Source organism: Pseudomonas sp. DTU_2021_1001937_2_SI_NGA_ILE_001 (assembly GCF_032463525.1).
Taxonomy (GTDB): domain Bacteria; phylum Pseudomonadota; class Gammaproteobacteria; order Pseudomonadales; family Pseudomonadaceae; genus Aquipseudomonas.
The window spans coordinates 5007644-5023318 of the sequence record NZ_CP135971.1 but is presented as its reverse complement, the minus strand read 5'-3'; the positions used below and the strand labels follow the sequence as shown (position 1 = coordinate 5023318).

Genomic DNA, 15675 nt, shown 5'->3' with positions numbered 1-15675 from the left:
ACGGCCCGCCCCACGGGCCGCTGGCCGCTCCGGGACGACTGTGATGAAATGCGACTCCCCTCTTCCTCGCGCCGCACCACCATCACTCATCGTGAAGCCCCGTCTGATCCGTCAACTGTTCCTGCCGCCGCTGATCCTCATCCTGGTCATCGTTTTGGGCTATGCCGCCTACCGGGTCAGTGAGCACTACGGCATCCAGACCCTCAGCGAAAGCGGTGCCCGCCAGCTGGAACTGCATGCGCGCACCGTCGAAAGCGAAATCAGCAAGTACACCTACCTGCCGAGCATCCTCGAACTGGAGGACAGCGTTAGCGAGTTACTCAGGGAGCCGTCCCCTGAACTGCAGAACCAGGTCAACGGCTACCTGGAAGGCCTGAACCGCCGCAGCCGCAGCCGGGCCATCTACGTGCTGGACACCACCGGCCGGGTGCTGGCCACCAGCAACTGGCGCGACAGCGACAGCTACCAGGGCGAAGACCTGTCGTTCCGCGCCTACTTCCAGGACGCCATCCGTGGCCAGCCAGGGCGCTTCTACGGCATCGGCACCACCACCGGCGAGTCTGGCTATTACCTGGCCCACGGTCTGGAAGACAAGGGCCGCATCATCGGCGTGGCAGTGGTCAAGGTACGCCTGGAAACCCTCGAAGAACGCTGGCAGCGGGCACGCCTGGAGGCCTTCGTCAGCGATGAGAACGGCATCATCATCCTGTCCAGCGACCCGACCCGCCGGCTCAAATCGGTACGCCCGCTCAACGAGGGGCTCAAGGAGCGCCTGGCGCGCAGCCTGCAGTACTACTGGTGGCCGCTCAACGAGCTGGTGCCGCTGGAGCGTCACACCCTGACCGAAGGCGTCGAGGAGCTGACTTTCCCGGCCAATGCCAGTGTCGACCAGGAACACACCCAGGTCAGCTACCTGGCACAGAACCGCCAACTGGCCGACACGCCCTGGCACCTGACCCTGCTCACGCCGCTGGAAGACCTGCGCCGCGAGGCGGCCAACCAGGGCATGCTGGTGGCGGTGGCCTGCGCTCTGGTGACCTTCCTGCTGATCGCCTGGAACGAGCGGCGCAAGGTGATCGCCACCCGCCTCGCCGCCCGTGAGGCGTTGCAGGCCGCCAACGATGAGCTGGAGCGCAAGATCGCCGAGCGTACCGACCACCTGCGCGCCAGCAACGAGCGTCTCAAGGCGCAGATCCGCGAGCGCCGTCAGGCCGAGGAAACCCTGCGCAAGGCCCAGGACGAACTGGTGCAGGCTGGCAAGCTGGCGGCCATCGGGCAGATGTCCACCAGCATCGCCCACGAACTCAACCAGCCCCTGGCGGCCCTGCGCACCCTGTCGGGCAATACCGTGCGTTTCCTGGAACGCGGCGCGCTGGACACCGCCAGCACCAACCTGCGCACCATCAACGACCTGGTCGACCGCATGGGGCGCATCACCGCCAGCCTGCGCGCCTTTGCCCGGCGTGGCGAAGACAAGGGCCAGGCGCAGTTGAGCAAGGCCGTGGAGGCCGCCCTGCAACTGCTGGCCGGGCGCCTGGAAAATCATTCCCTGGCCCTGCACAGCAACTTCGTCGACGCGACCCTGGGCATCGACCAGACCCGCCTGGAGCAGATTCTCGTCAACCTGATCGGCAACGCCCTGGACGCGACCCAGGCGCAGCCACTGCCCGAACTGTGGCTGGAAGGCCAGGTGCTCGACGAGCGCTACCGCCTGTGCGTGCGCGACAACGGCCACGGCATCGACAGCGAAGCGCGCAAGCATCTGTTCGAACCCTTCTTCACCACCAAGCCGGGCGAACAGGGCCTGGGGCTGGGCCTGACCCTGTCGGCCAGCCTGGCCGCCGCCGCTGGCGGCAGCTTGAGCGCCGAGCACCCGGACAACGGCACGGTGTTCATCCTCAGCCTGCCGGTGATCGCCGGCACCGCCCCCGAACCTCGCACCGAAGCCCCCACATGAGAGCTGCCATGAACATCAACCATGACCTGACAGTACTGATCGTCGAGGACGACCCTCATGTGTTGCTCGGCTGCCAACAGGCGCTGGCGCTGGAAGATATCGCCAGCGAAGGCGTCGGCAGCGCCGAAGAAGCGCTGGCGCGGGTCGGTGAGCAGTTCGCCGGCATCGTCATCAGCGATATCCGCCTGCCGGGCATCGACGGCCTGGAACTGCTGGGCCGTCTCAAAGCCATCGACCCCAGCCTGCCGGTGGTGCTGATCACCGGGCACGGCGATATCTCCATGGCGGTCAACGCCATGCGCAATGGCGCCTACGACTTCATGGAGAAGCCCTTTTCCCCGGAACGCCTGGTCGATGTCACCCGCCGCGCCCTGGAACAGCGCGGCCTGGCCCGGGAAGTCTGGGCACTGCGTCGGCAATTGGCCGAGCGCGACAGCCTGGAGGGCAAGATCATCGGTCGTTCGCCGGCCATGCAGAATCTGCGCGAGCTGATCGCCAACGTTGCCGACACCTCAGCCAACGTGCTGATCGAAGGCGAAACCGGCACCGGCAAGGAACTGGTCGCCCGCTGCCTGCACGACTTCAGCCGGCGCCGCGAGCAGCAGTTCGTGGCGCTGAACTGCGGTGGCCTGGCAGAAAGCCTGTTCGAGTCGGAAATCTTCGGCCACGAAGCCAATGCCTTCACCGGTGCCGGCAAACGGCGCATCGGCAAGATCGAACACGCGCACAAGGGCACGCTGTTTCTCGATGAAGTGGAAAGCATGCCGATTCCGCTGCAGATCAAGCTGCTGCGCGTCCTGCAGGAACGCACCCTGGAGCGCCTGGGTTCGAACCAGAACGTCGAGGTGGATTGCCGGGTGATCGCCGCTACCAAGTTCGACCTCAACGAATCGAGCAAGGCCGGGCAGTTTCGCAGCGACCTGTACTACCGCCTCAACGTGGTGACCCTGGAACTGCCGCCGCTGCGCGAACGCCGCGAAGACATCCTGCAACTGTTCGAGCATTTCCTGCAGCTCTCGGCCCTGCGCTTCGACCGCGAGCCGCGGGAGATCGACCGCCAGACCCTGTCGAGCCTGATGGGCCATGACTGGCCGGGCAACGTGCGCGAGCTGCGCAACGTCGCCGAGCGTTATGCCCTGGGCCTGCCGGCCTTCAAGCACAGCGCTGCGGGTGGAGCGGAAAGCCCGCGCCTGAGCTTCTCCGAGGCGGTGGAAGCGTTCGAGAAGAACCTGCTCAGCGAAGCCCTGCAGCACAGTGGCGGCAACCTCAGCCAGGCCAGCCAGGAACTGGGCATGGCCAAGACCACGCTGTTCGACAAGGTCAAGAAATACGGCCTTTGACCCTGCTGAGGGTCTGGCAGGTCGGCTAGCGGCGTCAGCCGTGAGGCTGACTCCCGCTCACCGTGGCTCGCGTGCTGTGTGCCGGCCTGTTCGCGGTTGAAGCCGCTGCCTCCGATGAGAAAACCGGCAACTGCCGGTGGCTCACTCAGCCCGGGCTCTTGGCGAGAATCTGGCGTATCGCGTCGACGAACACCTCTACCGGTTGCCCGCCGCTGATGCCGTACTGGTCATTGAACACGATGGTCGGCACCGAACTGACCCCACGGCCAACCCAGAGCTGTTCAGCCTCGCGCACCTCAGCGGCGAACTCGTCAGACGCCAGGATTTGCTCGGCACGATGGCGATCCAGGCCGGCACGCTCGGCCAGTTCCGCTAGGGTGTCGATATCCGATGGGTTTCTCAGATCGCTGAAGTAAGCCTGGAACAGCAGGTTCTTCAAGGCATGCTGGCGGCCTTCCAGCTCGGCCCAGTGCAGCAGGCGATGCGCATCGAAGGTGTTGTAGATGCGCCGCTCGCCCTGGGCGAAATCGAAGCCCAGCTCGGCGCCGCGGCTGCGAATGGTCTGGTGAATGGCCTCGATCTGCGCCGGGGTAGAGCCGTATTTCTCGGCGATGTGCTCCTTGATGTCCTGCCCTTCGGCAGCCATGCGCGGGTTGAGTTCGAAGGGCTGGAAATGCAGCTGTGCATGCACCTCGCTGCCCAGTTCTGCCAAGGCCTGTTCAAGCGCGCGCAGGCCGATCACGCACCAGGGGCAGGAAACGTCGGAAACGAAGTCGATCTTCAGGGTTTGGCTCATCGCAAAGCACCGCGTGGCAGGAACGAGACGACCACCATACACCCGGTACGCCGTCAAAGCTGCGCCATGTTGCGTACATCATCATGCTGAGCGCGCAGGTAAGGCAGCACGGCGGCCAGCAATGGCGCCTTGAACGCCTCCTGGAAGCGGTGCGCGAAACCGGGGATCAACCGCAGCTGGCTGCCACGAATGTGCGCGGCCAGGTGCACGCCATGCATCACCGGCAACAAGGGGTCGGCGGTGCCATGCACCACCAGGGTCGGCACGCGCAGGCGGTCGAGCAAGGCCACGCGGCTGGGCTCGGCGAGAATCGCGGCGATCTGACGCTTGACGCCTTCCGGATTGAACGCGCGGTCGTAGGCGATGGCCGCCTGCTGCAGGAGCTTGCTGCGATCGTCCTTCACCTGTGGGCTGCCCAAGGCAGCGAGCAGGTCGGCCTGCTGCTCCAGCGCGGCCTCGCGATTCGGCGCGCTGCGCCGGGCCAGCAGTTGCAGCAAGGCAGCCTTGGGCATCGGCAGCCCTTCGGCACCGGAGCTGCTCATCACCAGGGTCAGGCTCTCGACCCGCTGCGGGGCCTGGTCGGCCAGGTGCTGGGCGATCATGCCGCCCATGCTGGCACCCAGCACATGAAAACGGCGCACCTGCAGATGGTCCATCAGCCCCAGCGCGTCATCGGCCATGTCGCTCAGCGAGTAAGGCGCCGACACCGGCAGACCCAGCTTGAAGCGCAGCACCTCGAAGCCCAGGTTCACTTCGGAGACCGGCCTTACCCAGGTGGACAGGCCGACATCGCGGTTGTCGTAGCGGATCACCCGAAAACCTTGTTCGCAAAGCGCCACCACCACTTCGTCAGGCCAGTGGATCAACTGCCCACCCAGGCCCATGACCAGCAGCAGCGCCGGGTCGCTCGGCTCGCCGATGCTCTGGTAGGCGATACGCACGTCCTTGAGTGTGGCCGTCTGCACAGGCACATCGACATTGCATTTCGCGGCAGCAAAAGAGGGCAGGCCGCAAAGCAGGGCGGCCAGAAAAAAGAACACGCGCATTGGAAGAAACACCGAAAAACAGATCCCCAGTTGGCCGCCAGTCTGATGATGTTTTCCCGGTCGCGCTGCCACATTCAGGTGACAGTTTGATGACCCAGGACGAATGGCATTCACGTGATTGCCCAAGGGCGGGTCGGCAGGCACTCGACAGACGCAGGAACATGAGAGAAACTCACGAACTTTACCTTTTCATACGAATTTATTTCACGGAGCGTCACCGTGCTGGAAATCCGCCACCTCAAGACCCTGCATGCGCTGCGCGAGGCTGACAGCCTGGTAGAGGCCGCCGAGCGCCTGCACCTGACCCAGTCGGCGCTGTCGCACCAGTTCAAGGAGCTGGAAGAGCGCCTGGGCATGGCGCTGTTCGTGCGCAAGACCAAGCCGGTGCGGTTCACCAGCGCGGGGCTGCGCCTGCTGCAACTGGCCGACTCGGTATTGCCGCAACTGCGCAGCGCCGAACGTGACCTGGCGCGCCTGGCCGGTGGCACGGCCGGCCGGCTGCACATGGCCATCGAATGCCACAGCTGCTTCCAGTGGCTGATGCCGACCATCGACCAGTTCCGCGATGCCTGGCCAGAGGTGGAACTGGACCTGTCGTCGGGGTTCTCCTTCGCTCCCCTGCCCGCCCTGGCACGTGGCGACCTCGACCTGGTGGTAACCTCCGACCCGCTGGAACTGGCTGGCCTCACCTACGTGCCGTTGTTCACCTATGAAGCCATGCTGGCGGTGGCCAACCAGCATGCGCTGGCCAACCGGCCGTACATCGTGCCGGAAGACCTGCTCAACGAAACGCTGATCACCTACCCCGTGGAACGCGACCGCCTGGACATCTTCACCCGCTTCCTGGAGCCCGCCGACGTCGAGCCGGCCCAAGTGCGCACCTCGGAACTGACAGTGATGATGATGCAGTTGGTCGCCAGCGGCCGTGGTGTGTGCGGTCTGCCGCACTGGGCGCTGCACGAATACAGCTCGCGGGGCTATGTGCGCGCCAAGCGGCTGGGCGAGAAGGGCCTGTTCGCCACCCTGTATGCGGCAGTGCGCACCGACATGCTCGATGCGCCCTACATGCGCGACTTCCTGCTGACCGCCAAGGACACTTCGTTCTCGACCCTCGACGGCGTCAGCGCGGTGCGCTGATCAGGCCGGCTGCAGCGTTGGCCAGTAAGCCGGGAGAATCAGGTCGCGGGTCAGCGGGGCCAGGTCCAGGGCCGCACAAGCCTGGGCATCGACCCAGAGCGCTTCCTCGATCTCGGCGGCGGGCGTTACCGGCGCCCGACACTCGACACGAAACAGCTGGCAACGCACGCTGAACCCCGGCTCATTGGCCGCCGGGGCCGAGAATTCGCCGATGAAAGCTGCCTGCGCGGGGTCGACGCGCAACGCCAGTTCTTCTTCCAGTTCGCGGACCAACGCCTGCACCGCCGGCTCGCCCGGCTCGATCTTGCCGCCGGGCTGCATGAAGGCCCGAGTGCCGCGCTTGCGCACCAGCAGGGTCTTGCCGTCTTCACCCACCAGCAGCGCAGCGGCGATATCGATGATCTTCACAGGCTGATCTCCCGTTTCAGCAGGCGCGCTTCTTCACCGCGCTCCTGGGCCAGGTCGATCAGGCGGTCGATCAGCCCGGCGTAGGTCAGGCCGCTGGCCTGCCACAGCTTGGGGTACATGCTGATGGACGTGAAACCGGGAATGGTGTTGACCTCGTTGATGGCGATGCCGCCTTCATCGGTGACGAAGAAGTCGACCCGCGACAAGCCCGCGCAACCGAGCACGCGATAGGCCTGCAAGGCCACCTCACGCACCTGGCCCGCCAGTTGCTCAGGCAACTGCGCAGGGATGTCGGTCCGCGCCTGGCCGTCGTTGAGGTACTTGGTGTCGTAGGCGTAGAACTCGTCATTGGCGACCACTTCGCCGCATACGCTGACTTCCGGCTGGCGATTGCCGAGCACCGCGCACTCCACCTCGCGCCCGACCATGCCCTGCTCGACCAGCACCTTGTGGTCGTATTCGAAGGCCAGCGCCAGCGCCGCCTGGAAACCCGCCGAGTCGACCACCTTGCTGACGCCCACCGAAGAGCCCTGACTGGCCGGCTTGACGAACATCGGTACGCCCAGTTGCGCCGAGGCGGTGGCGAAGTCCAGAGACTCACCGCGCTCCACCACCAGGAATGGCGCCACATTGATGCCAGCATCACGCAGCAGGCGCTTGGTCACGTCCTTGTCCATGCACGCCGCAGAGGCCAGCACGTCAGGACCGACGCAGGGAATCGCCAGCATGCGCAGCAGGCCCTGCAGGGCGCCGTCTTCACCAAAGGCACCGTGGATCAAGGGAAATACCACATCGATGCGCGGCAGGCGCTGGCCCGACTCCACTTCGAAGAACTGCGCCGCATCGCTGCCTGGCAGCAAGGCCAGCTGGCGCCCCGCCTGGCTCAGCGCAATCTTTGCCGGGTCCTGCGCATTGACCAGGTAATCGCTCTCTTCGAAGCGCAGCCAGTGGCCCTGCTTGTCGATGCCGATCAGTGTCAGGTCGTAGCGGGTACGGTCGATGGCCTTGATGACATTGCGTGCCGACTGCAAGGACACTTCATGCTCGCTGGACTGCCCGCCGAACATGATGGCGACTGATGTTTTCAAAGCGCGGTACTCCTGATTTTTCAGGCCGCGAAGATAAAAGCAATGCCGGGGGGAGTCCAGAGGTCCGACCGTCGCAGTCGGCAAAAGCCTTGAAAAAGATGCCGGACGGTCGGTCGCCGAAGGCTGGCAGACCACCGGAGCATTGAAAGCGCTGCGTGCCATCAAGCGCGCCCAGACCGAACGGTGTTGATAGAAAACCCGGTTGTCGCTAAGGTTTGGCCCACTTTGCCAAACAGCTCCACGACCGACGGAACGGCGCGCGAGAGGCATCGAGTGAGACCGCCGCCCGGCTGATCCTGACCCGCCTCAGGGGTGTCCGTGCCAGTGCCTGCGGTACACGATACTCCTCCCCTGCAGGATTCCCCATGTCCGATACCAGTACCCGCTATGAACTCCCCCAGCACGCCTATGTCCGCCTGATCGAAGCCCGCGACTCCTTGCGGTTGCTGGACAGCTACGTGAACAAGACCGATGTGCTGTGCAACCCGTCGATGCTGGTGGGTTATGTCTCGATGTTGCAAAGCGCGCTGCAGGAGGTGATCGCCGCCAGCAGGCCGACGGCCCCCGACGAGCCGTTCATGCGCAAGGCAGACGAACTGGGCTTCGTTGCATTGAACCCCAAGGAGCAGGCACTGATCGAACACCTGCGCTGGACCAGCCTGCAAGGCCGTGAGGATGTCTACGCCATGGCCGAACGCATCCGTCACATCAAGCCCTGGGTGATGGAGCGCTGAGCCGAGGCTCTGGTACGCCTGTTTCTGAGACATTCTGCAATAGCGCGCTTTTGCTTTTTGCGTAGAATCCGGCGACCCTCCCGTGCCCCCAACAACCCTGACTGACGGTAGGCAACCAAGGCCCTCGCTCGCCTGTCTTCTTAATCACCGACTTTTGCAAGAGCCCACCGTTATGACTAACGGACGCGATCACCGTATCGACTTCTTTCGCGGCCTGGCGCTGATCTTCATTTTCTGGGATCACGTGCCGGACAACCCGCTGGCGCAACTGACCGTGCGCAACTTCGGCTTCAGCGATGCTGCCGAGATCTTCGTGTTCCTCGCCGGCTACGCCTCGATCCTCGCCTACGGGCGCATCCACGCTCGCGACGGCTGGCTGGTGTCGAGTCTGCGCATCCTGCGCCGTACCTGGGTGCTGTATGTGGTGCACATCTTCCTGCTGACCCTGCTGATGGGCATGGTGTTCATCGCCAACGAACATGTCGACACCCGTGACATGATCCAGCAGATGGGCCTGCAGCACTTCGTCGGCAACCCGCAGCAGGCCCTGGCCGATGAGTTGCTGCTGCGCTTCAAGCCCAACCTCACCGACCCGCTACCGCTGTACATTCTGCTGTTGCTGGCGCTGCCGCTGTACCTGCCGCTGATGTTGCGGCGCATCGAGCTGGCGGTGCTGCTGTCGGTGGCGCTGTACATGATGGTGCCGCTGTACGGCTGGAACCTGCGCGCCTACGAAGGCGGCGGCGTGTGGTACTTCAACCCGGTGGCCTGGCAACTGGTGTTCGTGCTGGGCGGCGCCCTGGCGCTGTACAACCAGCGCCCGCGCCAGCCCGACCCGCGCCCGCTGAGCCAGCAGCCACTGTTCGCCCTGGCCTCGGTTTACCTGGTGATCGCAGGGGTGCTGACCTTCAGCGAGAAATGGCCGGCCGTACATAGCGCCGTCGTCGCCAGCCTGCAGCTGGAACACCTCTACCCGATCAGCAAGACCGACCTGGCGCCCGTGCGCCTGTTGCACTTCCTCGCGCTGGTCTATGTGGTCGCCCGGCTGCTGCCACGCGAGGCAGCCTGGCTGAACAACGGGCTGGCCCGGCAGACCTGCCTGTTGGGCCGCCACTCTCTGGAAGTCTTCTGCCTTGGCGTGCTGCTGGCGCCCATGGCCGATGCCGCCAACGCCCTGGCTGGCGACACCTGGCCGATGCAGGTCTGCACCGCGCTGATTGGCCTGGCCCTGATGGTGCTGCTGGCCAACGGGCTGGAATTCAATAAACGCCTGGACAGCGGCAAGGTGGCGCAAAAGGCCGAGAAGTTGCGCACCGTGTCGGATTGATTCATGTGCGCTGGCCAGTCCGGGCCGACCTCGCCAGCGCGCATCGACCACGACCGGTTCACACTCCGCCATTTCCAGGAAAACGCCTACAGAGTGTTCAGGCCAAGTTCCCCGGGCATTTGCCGTCAACATGGCAAATAGCAACGAGAACAACGCCATGCAGATCACTGCCCCGAACACCTTACAGTCCATCATTCCAGCGCCTCAGCCCGGCCCTCAACGAGTGCCGCAGGCAGAAGCGTCATTCGATGAGGCGCCACAGCCACCGGCGCTATCGTTGATCGATGCCTGGCCGGGCAGCTCCTTTCCCCGTGTGCTGCCGCCGACCTTGAGCGCACACCAACAACCCGCTCGGACTTCGCACACCTTCTACCAACGCCAGGAGGCCCCTTGGCGTGATGCCTCCAGTGTCGTTGCGCAGGACCAGCGGTGGTTTGGCAGTGCCGATGAGACGAGCCGGGCGTCCTATCTGAACAAGGTCATCGAACGCTCCAACCAAGCCGTGCATCGGGCTTACGAAGTTTCTTACGAGTTTCGCCAGCAGTTGCCCTTTCTCAACCCAGAGCTTGCCAACAAGCACTTTGGCTTCACCCTTGGCCCTGATCAGCGTATCCAGGTCACCGACCCGGACGGCGTGCTGACACCCGCCGAAATGAGCTACCTGAGCGAAAAACTGAACGCCCTGGAGTCGCTGCAGCAGGCGGTTCGCGAGCACGCGCGTACGGTGCTGGAACTGGTCGATCACCTGACCGAGAAATTCGCTGGCGGTTACCAGATAGACCTGAGCAACTACCACCGGATCATCGACTACGGGCAGATCTTCACGCGCAACACGATTGGCAACTTCATGGACACCTGGGCCTGGCAGGTCATGCGCCATGCCGAACCACGGGAGGACCCACAGGAACCGCGCGGCACCCAAATCGACCTTCAGGCCTGAGCGCCGGTCACGCTCGAAGCGGCAACCACTCCAGCACCCCATCCGGACACGCCGGCAGTTGCGCCAGCAGATAATCGCGCAGTACGCGCATCTGCCGGGCCTTCGGGCTGGACTTGAGCCACACCAGGTCATAGCCCTGTCCTGTGGCCACGGCCTGCCTGAACGGCAGGCGCAATTGCCCATTGCTGATCTCGCTACCGGCCAGAAACAGGTCGACCACTGAAATACCCAGCCCCTGGGCGGCGGCGCTGATGCCTTGGTCGAGGGTATCGAACAGTTGCCCGCGGCGCAGGTCGACGTGCCTGCCGCTGCCCACGCGGGCCAGCCAGCGCTGCCAGTCACGACGGTCGCGGGTCGCGTGCAGCAGCTCCAGGCGCCCGAGCACGGCAAGCTCAGGCTCCGGGTCTGGCAGGTAATCGGGATGACACACCGGCACCAGCCATTCCTCGAACAGCCGGCAGCGCTCGACGTCCGCCGGGTAATGCCCATCACTCAGGAGGATCGCGCAGTCGTAGGGCTCGGTATAGAAGTCCACGGTGTCGACATCCATCCACACGCTGGACAGCTGCACTTCGCAGCTCTGCCCGGCCTGCCGAAAGCGATCCAGGGCCCTGAGCAGCCAGCGCATGGTCAGGGTCGAGGGCGCCTTGAGGCGCAGGCGCTGACGGTCACTGCGCAGCAGCGTGCAGGCATCGTCGATGAGTTTGAAACCGGTCTTTAGAGGCTCGGCCAGCATGCGCCCCTGCTCGGTCAGACGCAGGCGCGGGCCGTGACGCTCGAACAGCTCGCAATCGAACAGCGACTCCAGGTTGCGCACATGGTGACTCACCGCACTCTGGGTCACCGACAGTTCCTGTGCCGCCTTGCTGAACGACCCGTGGCGGGCGGCGATTTCGAAAGCGCGCAGGGCATAAAGCGCTGGAATCCGTTCGGTCATAAAGGCATCCATCATGAGTTGAACTCATAGTAGGTCAGAAGCCAACGCGTTTTACAACGCGGCGCCGGGCCTCGAAAATTCGCACCTCACCTCTTCCCGTTGAATGAATGACGCGCCGTGAATACTGCCTTGATCCTGAGCTACACACTGACTGTGCTATTGCTGATCGCCACGCCCGGCCCGGTGGTGGCTCTGGTAACCCACACCGCCAGCCAGAGCGGCACCCGGCGCGCCATGACCACCTTGCTGGGTACCAACCTCGCTTCACTGGTGCTGATCGGCGCCGCCGCCTGGATCATCGTCAGCAGCGCCGCGCTGGACGCGCGCCTGCTCAATGGGCTGAGCGTGCTGGGCTGCCTGTTCATGGCCTGGCTGGGGCTGGGAACCCTGCGCGGGGCGAGGGGTAGCGACCACGCCGAGCCTGCTTCGATCAATAGCCAGGGAGGCTGGCTGCAAGGCTTTCTGACCGGCATCGCCAACCCCAAGGACATCGTGTTTTTCCTCGCCTTTTTTCCGCAATTCCTGCAGGTCACCAGCCGCCTGGAAAGCAGCCTGTTGCTGCTGGTGCTGATCTGGGTGGTCCTCGACCTGGCGGTGCTCAGCGCCTGGATCCTGCTTGCCGTCCAACTGACCCGGCGCGGCGCCGGGCGCCTGGTCAGGCTGGGCTCGGCCACGGCCCTGCTGCTGATTGCGATGGTCGGCCTGGCCTACAACCTGAGCGCGGTGTGGCGCTGAAGACAATTTCCTCCACCGCTCTGAACCAGCGTCTAAGCTTGTGACAAGTGCGTTTGAAAAGGCCGGGGCCAGTCGATCATGGGCGTATTACGGCATTCCGATACCGGTCCGAAAGAGACCGACACCGCACCTGAACAAGAGACTCGCGTGCAACCTGCCCCGCGCCGCAAGCGTTACGGCTGGCGAGTATTCTGGGTACTGGCGATCATGGGGGGCGTGGCGCTGGGCGTCGCCATCGTGCAGGAAACCCGCAGCTCGCGTCTGCAGGCCCGAGAAATCAGTCGCTTTGCTTCGACGCTCACCTGGTCGCTGCAGCCAGGCCCCACCGACCAGAAAATCTACCCCGGCGACGGTCCCTTCGACAGGCGCCTGGGTTATTCGGCAATGGACCGATTCCTGGAGCGCCTGCTCAAGCGCGACTACCTCATCAGCGCACAGGCACGCTTCTCTCCCGAGCTGATGCGCTACACCGAGCACGGTTTCTTCGTGCCTTACGAGGAGAAGATCCAGGCCGGCCTGACCATCACCGACTGCCGTGCACAGCCCTTGTACCGCTTCGATTATCCGCAACAGCTGTACCAGAGCTTCAACGACATCCCACCGCTGGTGGTGCACAGCCTGCTGTTCATCGAGAACCGCAACCTGCTCGATCCGCAGCAACCTTTGGCCAACCCGGCCGTGGACTGGCCGCGCTTCGTCAAGGCAGCCTGGTCGCAGGTCGCCAAGCTGCTGGCCCTGCCCGGCCAGTCGGCCGGCGGCAGCACGCTGGCCACGCAGCTGGAGAAGTATCGCCACTCCCCCGACGGCCTGACCTTGAATGGCGGCGAAAAGCTGCGGCAGATGTTCTCGGCCAGCGTGCGTGCCTATCAGCAGGGCGAACAGACCCTCGATGCCCGCCAGCACGTGGTGCGCGATTACCTCAACAGCGTGCCGCTTTCCGCCGTGCCCGGTCATGGCGAGGTACACGGCCTGGCCGAAGGCCTGAGGGTATGGTTCGGCGCCGACTTCGAGACCACCAACCAGCGCCTGCGCGACCCGGCCGATACCACCAAGGCGCTGGCCTCCAAAGCCGTGGCGCTGCGCGAAGTGCTGTCGCTGGTGATCGCCCAACGCCGCCCTTCGTACTATCTGGCCAAGGGACGCGCTGAACTGGCCGAACTCACCGACAGCCATATTCGCGTACTGGCCGATGCCGGTGTCATCGACCGCCGCCTGGCCGATGCCGCCCTGGCCGCCCAGGTGACTTACCGCGACTGGGACCAGCAACCGACCTGGCAGCCCATGGAAGGCAACAAGGGCATCAACGTGGTGCGCACACGCCTGTCGAACATGCTCGACCGGCCGCTGTACGACCTCGACCGCCTGGATCTTTCCGCCAGCACCACCCTGCATGGCGAGCTTCAGGACAAGGTCACCCAGTACCTGCGCGACCTGGCCAACCCGAAATTCGCCGCCAGCCTGGGGCTGATCGGCGACCGCCTGCTGACCCCGGCGAGCACCGGCGAGGTGCGCTACAGCTTCACCCTGTTCGAACGCAGCGCGGATGGCTTTCGGGTCAGGATCCAGACCGACAGCACCGACCAGCCGTTCGACATCAACGAGGGCAGCAAGCTGGAACTGGGCTCCACCGCCAAGCTGCGCGTACTGACCACTTACCTGGAAATCATCGCCGAGCTGCATCAGCGCTACGCCGGCATGAGCGTGGCGCAGCTGCGCAAGGTGCCGGTGGAGGAACCCGACCTGCTGACCCGCTGGGCGCTGGACTACCTGGTACGCACACCAGACCGCGACCTGTCGCAGATGCTCTCTGCGGCGCTGGACCGTCGCTACTCGGCCAGCCCCGGCGAAGCCTTCTTCACCGGTGGCGGCCTGCACCGCTTCAACAACTTCCGCCGCGAAGACAACGGCCGCCTGCCGACCCTGCGTGAATCGCTGCGCGAGTCGATCAACCTGCCATTCGTGCGCCTGATGCGCGACGTGGTGCGCTACAGCACCTACCAGGCGCCGGGCAACAGCGCCGAGCTGCTCAAGGACGACAAGGACCCACGCCGCCAGGAATACCTGAGCCAGTTCGCCGACCGTGAAGGCCGGGTGTTCCTGCTGCGCTTCTGGAAGCGCTACAAGGATAAGAACAGCCAGGAGCGTCTGGACACCTTCCTCGACGGGGTAAGGCCCATGGCCTCGCGGCTGGCGGCGGTGCACCGTTACCTGCTGCCGGCCGCCGACCAGGCCACCTTCGACAGTTTCGTCCGCGCCCACCTGCCGGACAGCGAACGCGCCAAGGTGAGCGACAAGCGCCTGGTCGAGATGTATCGCAGCTACGGCCCCGGCGCCTACGACCTGCCAGACCAGGGCTACATCGCGCGTGTCCATCCCCTGGACCTGTGGCTGGTGGGCTACCTGCTGAAGCACCCGCAGGCGCAGTTCGGCGATGCCGTGGCGGACAGTACCTACGAACGCCAGGAGGTGTACAGCTGGCTATTCAAGAGCCGGCACAAGAGCGCCCGCGACAGCCGCATTCGAACCATGATGGAAGTCGAGGCATTCCTCGACATCGAACAGCGCTGGCAGCGCCTGGGCTATCCCTTCGACCACCTGGTGCCCTCCCTGGCTACGGCGCTGGGCAGTTCCGGCGATCGCCCGGCCGCGCTGGCCGAGCTGATCGGCATCATCCAGAACGACGGCATTCGCCTGCCGACCGTGCGTATCGACAACCTGCACTTCGCCGAGGGCACACCCTACGAAGCCCAACTGGTCAGCAACCCGCAACTGGGCAAGCGCGTCATGGAACCCGAAGTGGCGCGGGCCATGCGCGAGGCGCTCTCGGAAGTGGTTGATGGCGGCACCGCCAGGCGTATCCAGGGCAGCTTCGTGCTGCACGATGGCACGCCGGTGGTGATGGGCGGCAAGACCGGTACCGGTGATAACCGCATCCAGAGCTTTGGCTCGGGCGGTCATGTGTTGCAGTCACGGGCCCTCAACCGCACCGCCACCTTCGTGTTCTACCTGGGCGACAACCACTTCGGCACCCTCACCGCCTATGTGCCGGGCCGCGCCGCCGAAGGCTTCCGATTCACCTCGGCCCTGCCGGTGCAGGTGCTCAAGGGCATGGCGCCCTTCCTCACCCCGTACCTCGAAGAACACGGCCAGGCCATGTGCGGCAAACCGAGCGCGCCGCCGGTAAAGGATGGCGTACTCAGCGCCGCCCTGCGCTGAGGCCCCAATAAAAA

13 protein-coding genes are annotated in these 15675 nt (G+C 64.7%); 8 read left to right on the top strand and 5 right to left on the bottom strand.

The annotated features are described in order from the left end of the window. Nucleotides 1-43: 43 nt before the first annotated feature. Both RRX38_RS21975 and RRX38_RS21970 read left to right on the top strand, forming a co-directional pair. Nucleotides 44-1957, top strand: a complete 1914-nt coding sequence (locus RRX38_RS21975; protein WP_315960656.1) for an ATP-binding protein — start codon at nucleotides 44-46, stop codon at nucleotides 1955-1957. Between the two features lie 8 nt (nucleotides 1958-1965). Continuing rightward, nucleotides 1966-3297 (top strand): sigma-54 dependent transcriptional regulator, encoded by a 1332-nt coding sequence (locus RRX38_RS21970; RefSeq protein ID WP_315960655.1) that lies wholly within the window; start codon nucleotides 1966-1968, stop codon nucleotides 3295-3297. Nucleotides 3298-3442: 145 nt separating this feature from the next. Here the strand turns inward: RRX38_RS21970 and RRX38_RS21965 are convergent, their stop codons facing one another. Both RRX38_RS21965 and RRX38_RS21960 read right to left on the bottom strand, forming a co-directional pair. Continuing rightward, nucleotides 3443-4093, bottom strand: coding sequence for a DsbA family oxidoreductase (locus RRX38_RS21965; RefSeq protein WP_315960654.1), 651 nt, complete (start codon nucleotides 4091-4093; stop codon nucleotides 3443-3445). Nucleotides 4094-4146: 53 nt separating this feature from the next. After that, nucleotides 4147-5139: an alpha/beta fold hydrolase gene (locus RRX38_RS21960; RefSeq protein ID WP_315960653.1), complete on the bottom strand. Its 993-nt coding sequence runs from the start codon at nucleotides 5137-5139 to the stop codon at nucleotides 4147-4149. 219 nt (nucleotides 5140-5358) lie between these two features. Between RRX38_RS21960 and metR the strand changes: the two genes are divergently transcribed. Continuing rightward, nucleotides 5359-6276 (top strand): transcriptional regulator MetR, encoded by a 918-nt coding sequence (gene metR, locus RRX38_RS21955; protein WP_295471001.1) that lies wholly within the window; start codon nucleotides 5359-5361, stop codon nucleotides 6274-6276. Here metR and RRX38_RS21950 read toward each other — a convergent pair whose 3' ends face one another. Then, complete coding sequence (locus RRX38_RS21950; protein WP_315960652.1) at nucleotides 6277-6684, bottom strand: NUDIX domain-containing protein; 408 nt, start codon at nucleotides 6682-6684, stop codon at nucleotides 6277-6279. Then, nucleotides 6681-7772, bottom strand: a complete 1092-nt coding sequence (gene ddlA / locus RRX38_RS21945) for a D-alanine--D-alanine ligase (RefSeq protein ID WP_315960651.1) — start codon at nucleotides 7770-7772, stop codon at nucleotides 6681-6683. The genes RRX38_RS21950 and ddlA overlap by 4 nt, the downstream gene beginning before the upstream one ends. A 365-nt stretch (nucleotides 7773-8137) precedes the next feature. Here ddlA and RRX38_RS21940 point away from each other — a divergent pair, with 365 nt between their 5' ends. The 3 genes from RRX38_RS21940 to RRX38_RS21930 all read left to right on the top strand — a co-directional run bounded on the left by RRX38_RS21940 (nucleotide 8138) and on the right by RRX38_RS21930 (nucleotide 10773). Next, nucleotides 8138-8506 carry a hypothetical protein gene (locus RRX38_RS21940; protein ID WP_295471006.1) on the top strand — a complete coding sequence of 123 codons (369 nt, stop codon included), beginning with the start codon at nucleotides 8138-8140 and terminating at the stop codon, nucleotides 8504-8506. A 172-nt stretch (nucleotides 8507-8678) separates the two neighbouring features. Next, a complete protein-coding gene (locus RRX38_RS21935; protein ID WP_295471008.1) occupies nucleotides 8679-9833 on the top strand; it encodes an OpgC domain-containing protein in 1155 nt (384 codons plus the stop codon). 157 nt (nucleotides 9834-9990) lie between these two features. Then, a complete protein-coding gene (locus RRX38_RS21930; protein ID WP_315960650.1) occupies nucleotides 9991-10773 on the top strand; it encodes a hypothetical protein in 783 nt (260 codons plus the stop codon). A gap of 7 nt (nucleotides 10774-10780) precedes the next feature. Here the strand turns inward: RRX38_RS21930 and RRX38_RS21925 are convergent, their stop codons facing one another. Beyond that, nucleotides 10781-11710, bottom strand: coding sequence for a LysR substrate-binding domain-containing protein (locus tag RRX38_RS21925; protein ID WP_315960648.1), 930 nt, complete (start codon nucleotides 11708-11710; stop codon nucleotides 10781-10783). 117 nt (nucleotides 11711-11827) lie between these two features. On the opposite strand from RRX38_RS21925, the gene RRX38_RS21920 reads away from it, so the two are divergent. Beyond that, entirely contained in the window at nucleotides 11828-12445 is a 618-nt protein-coding gene (locus RRX38_RS21920) for a LysE family translocator (protein WP_315960647.1), read from the top strand. Between the two features lie 78 nt (nucleotides 12446-12523). Next, nucleotides 12524-15661 carry a transglycosylase domain-containing protein gene (locus RRX38_RS21915; protein WP_315960646.1) on the top strand — a complete coding sequence of 1046 codons (3138 nt, stop codon included), beginning with the start codon at nucleotides 12524-12526 and terminating at the stop codon, nucleotides 15659-15661. Nucleotides 15662-15675 lie beyond the last annotated feature (14 nt).

What these genes read in the sequence shown, in the direction of transcription:
- RRX38_RS21975 (WP_315960656.1), top strand. Translation starts at nt 44, where the DNA reads ATGAAATGCGACTCCCCTCTTCCTCGCGCCGCACCACCATCACTCATC.
- RRX38_RS21970 (WP_315960655.1), top strand. Translation starts at nt 1,966, where the DNA reads ATGAACATCAACCATGACCTGACAGTACTGATCGTCGAGGACGACCCT.
- RRX38_RS21965 (WP_315960654.1), bottom strand. Translation starts at nt 4,093, where the DNA reads ATGAGCCAAACCCTGAAGATCGACTTCGTTTCCGACGTTTCCTGCCCC.
- RRX38_RS21960 (WP_315960653.1), bottom strand. Translation starts at nt 5,139, where the DNA reads ATGCGCGTGTTCTTTTTTCTGGCCGCCCTGCTTTGCGGCCTGCCCTCT.
- RRX38_RS21940 (WP_295471006.1), top strand. Translation starts at nt 8,138, where the DNA reads ATGTCCGATACCAGTACCCGCTATGAACTCCCCCAGCACGCCTATGTC.
- RRX38_RS21935 (WP_295471008.1), top strand. Translation starts at nt 8,679, where the DNA reads ATGACTAACGGACGCGATCACCGTATCGACTTCTTTCGCGGCCTGGCG.
- RRX38_RS21930 (WP_315960650.1), top strand. Translation starts at nt 9,991, where the DNA reads ATGCAGATCACTGCCCCGAACACCTTACAGTCCATCATTCCAGCGCCT.
- RRX38_RS21925 (WP_315960648.1), bottom strand. Translation starts at nt 11,710, where the DNA reads ATGACCGAACGGATTCCAGCGCTTTATGCCCTGCGCGCTTTCGAAATC.
- RRX38_RS21915 (WP_315960646.1), top strand. Translation starts at nt 12,524, where the DNA reads ATGGGCGTATTACGGCATTCCGATACCGGTCCGAAAGAGACCGACACC.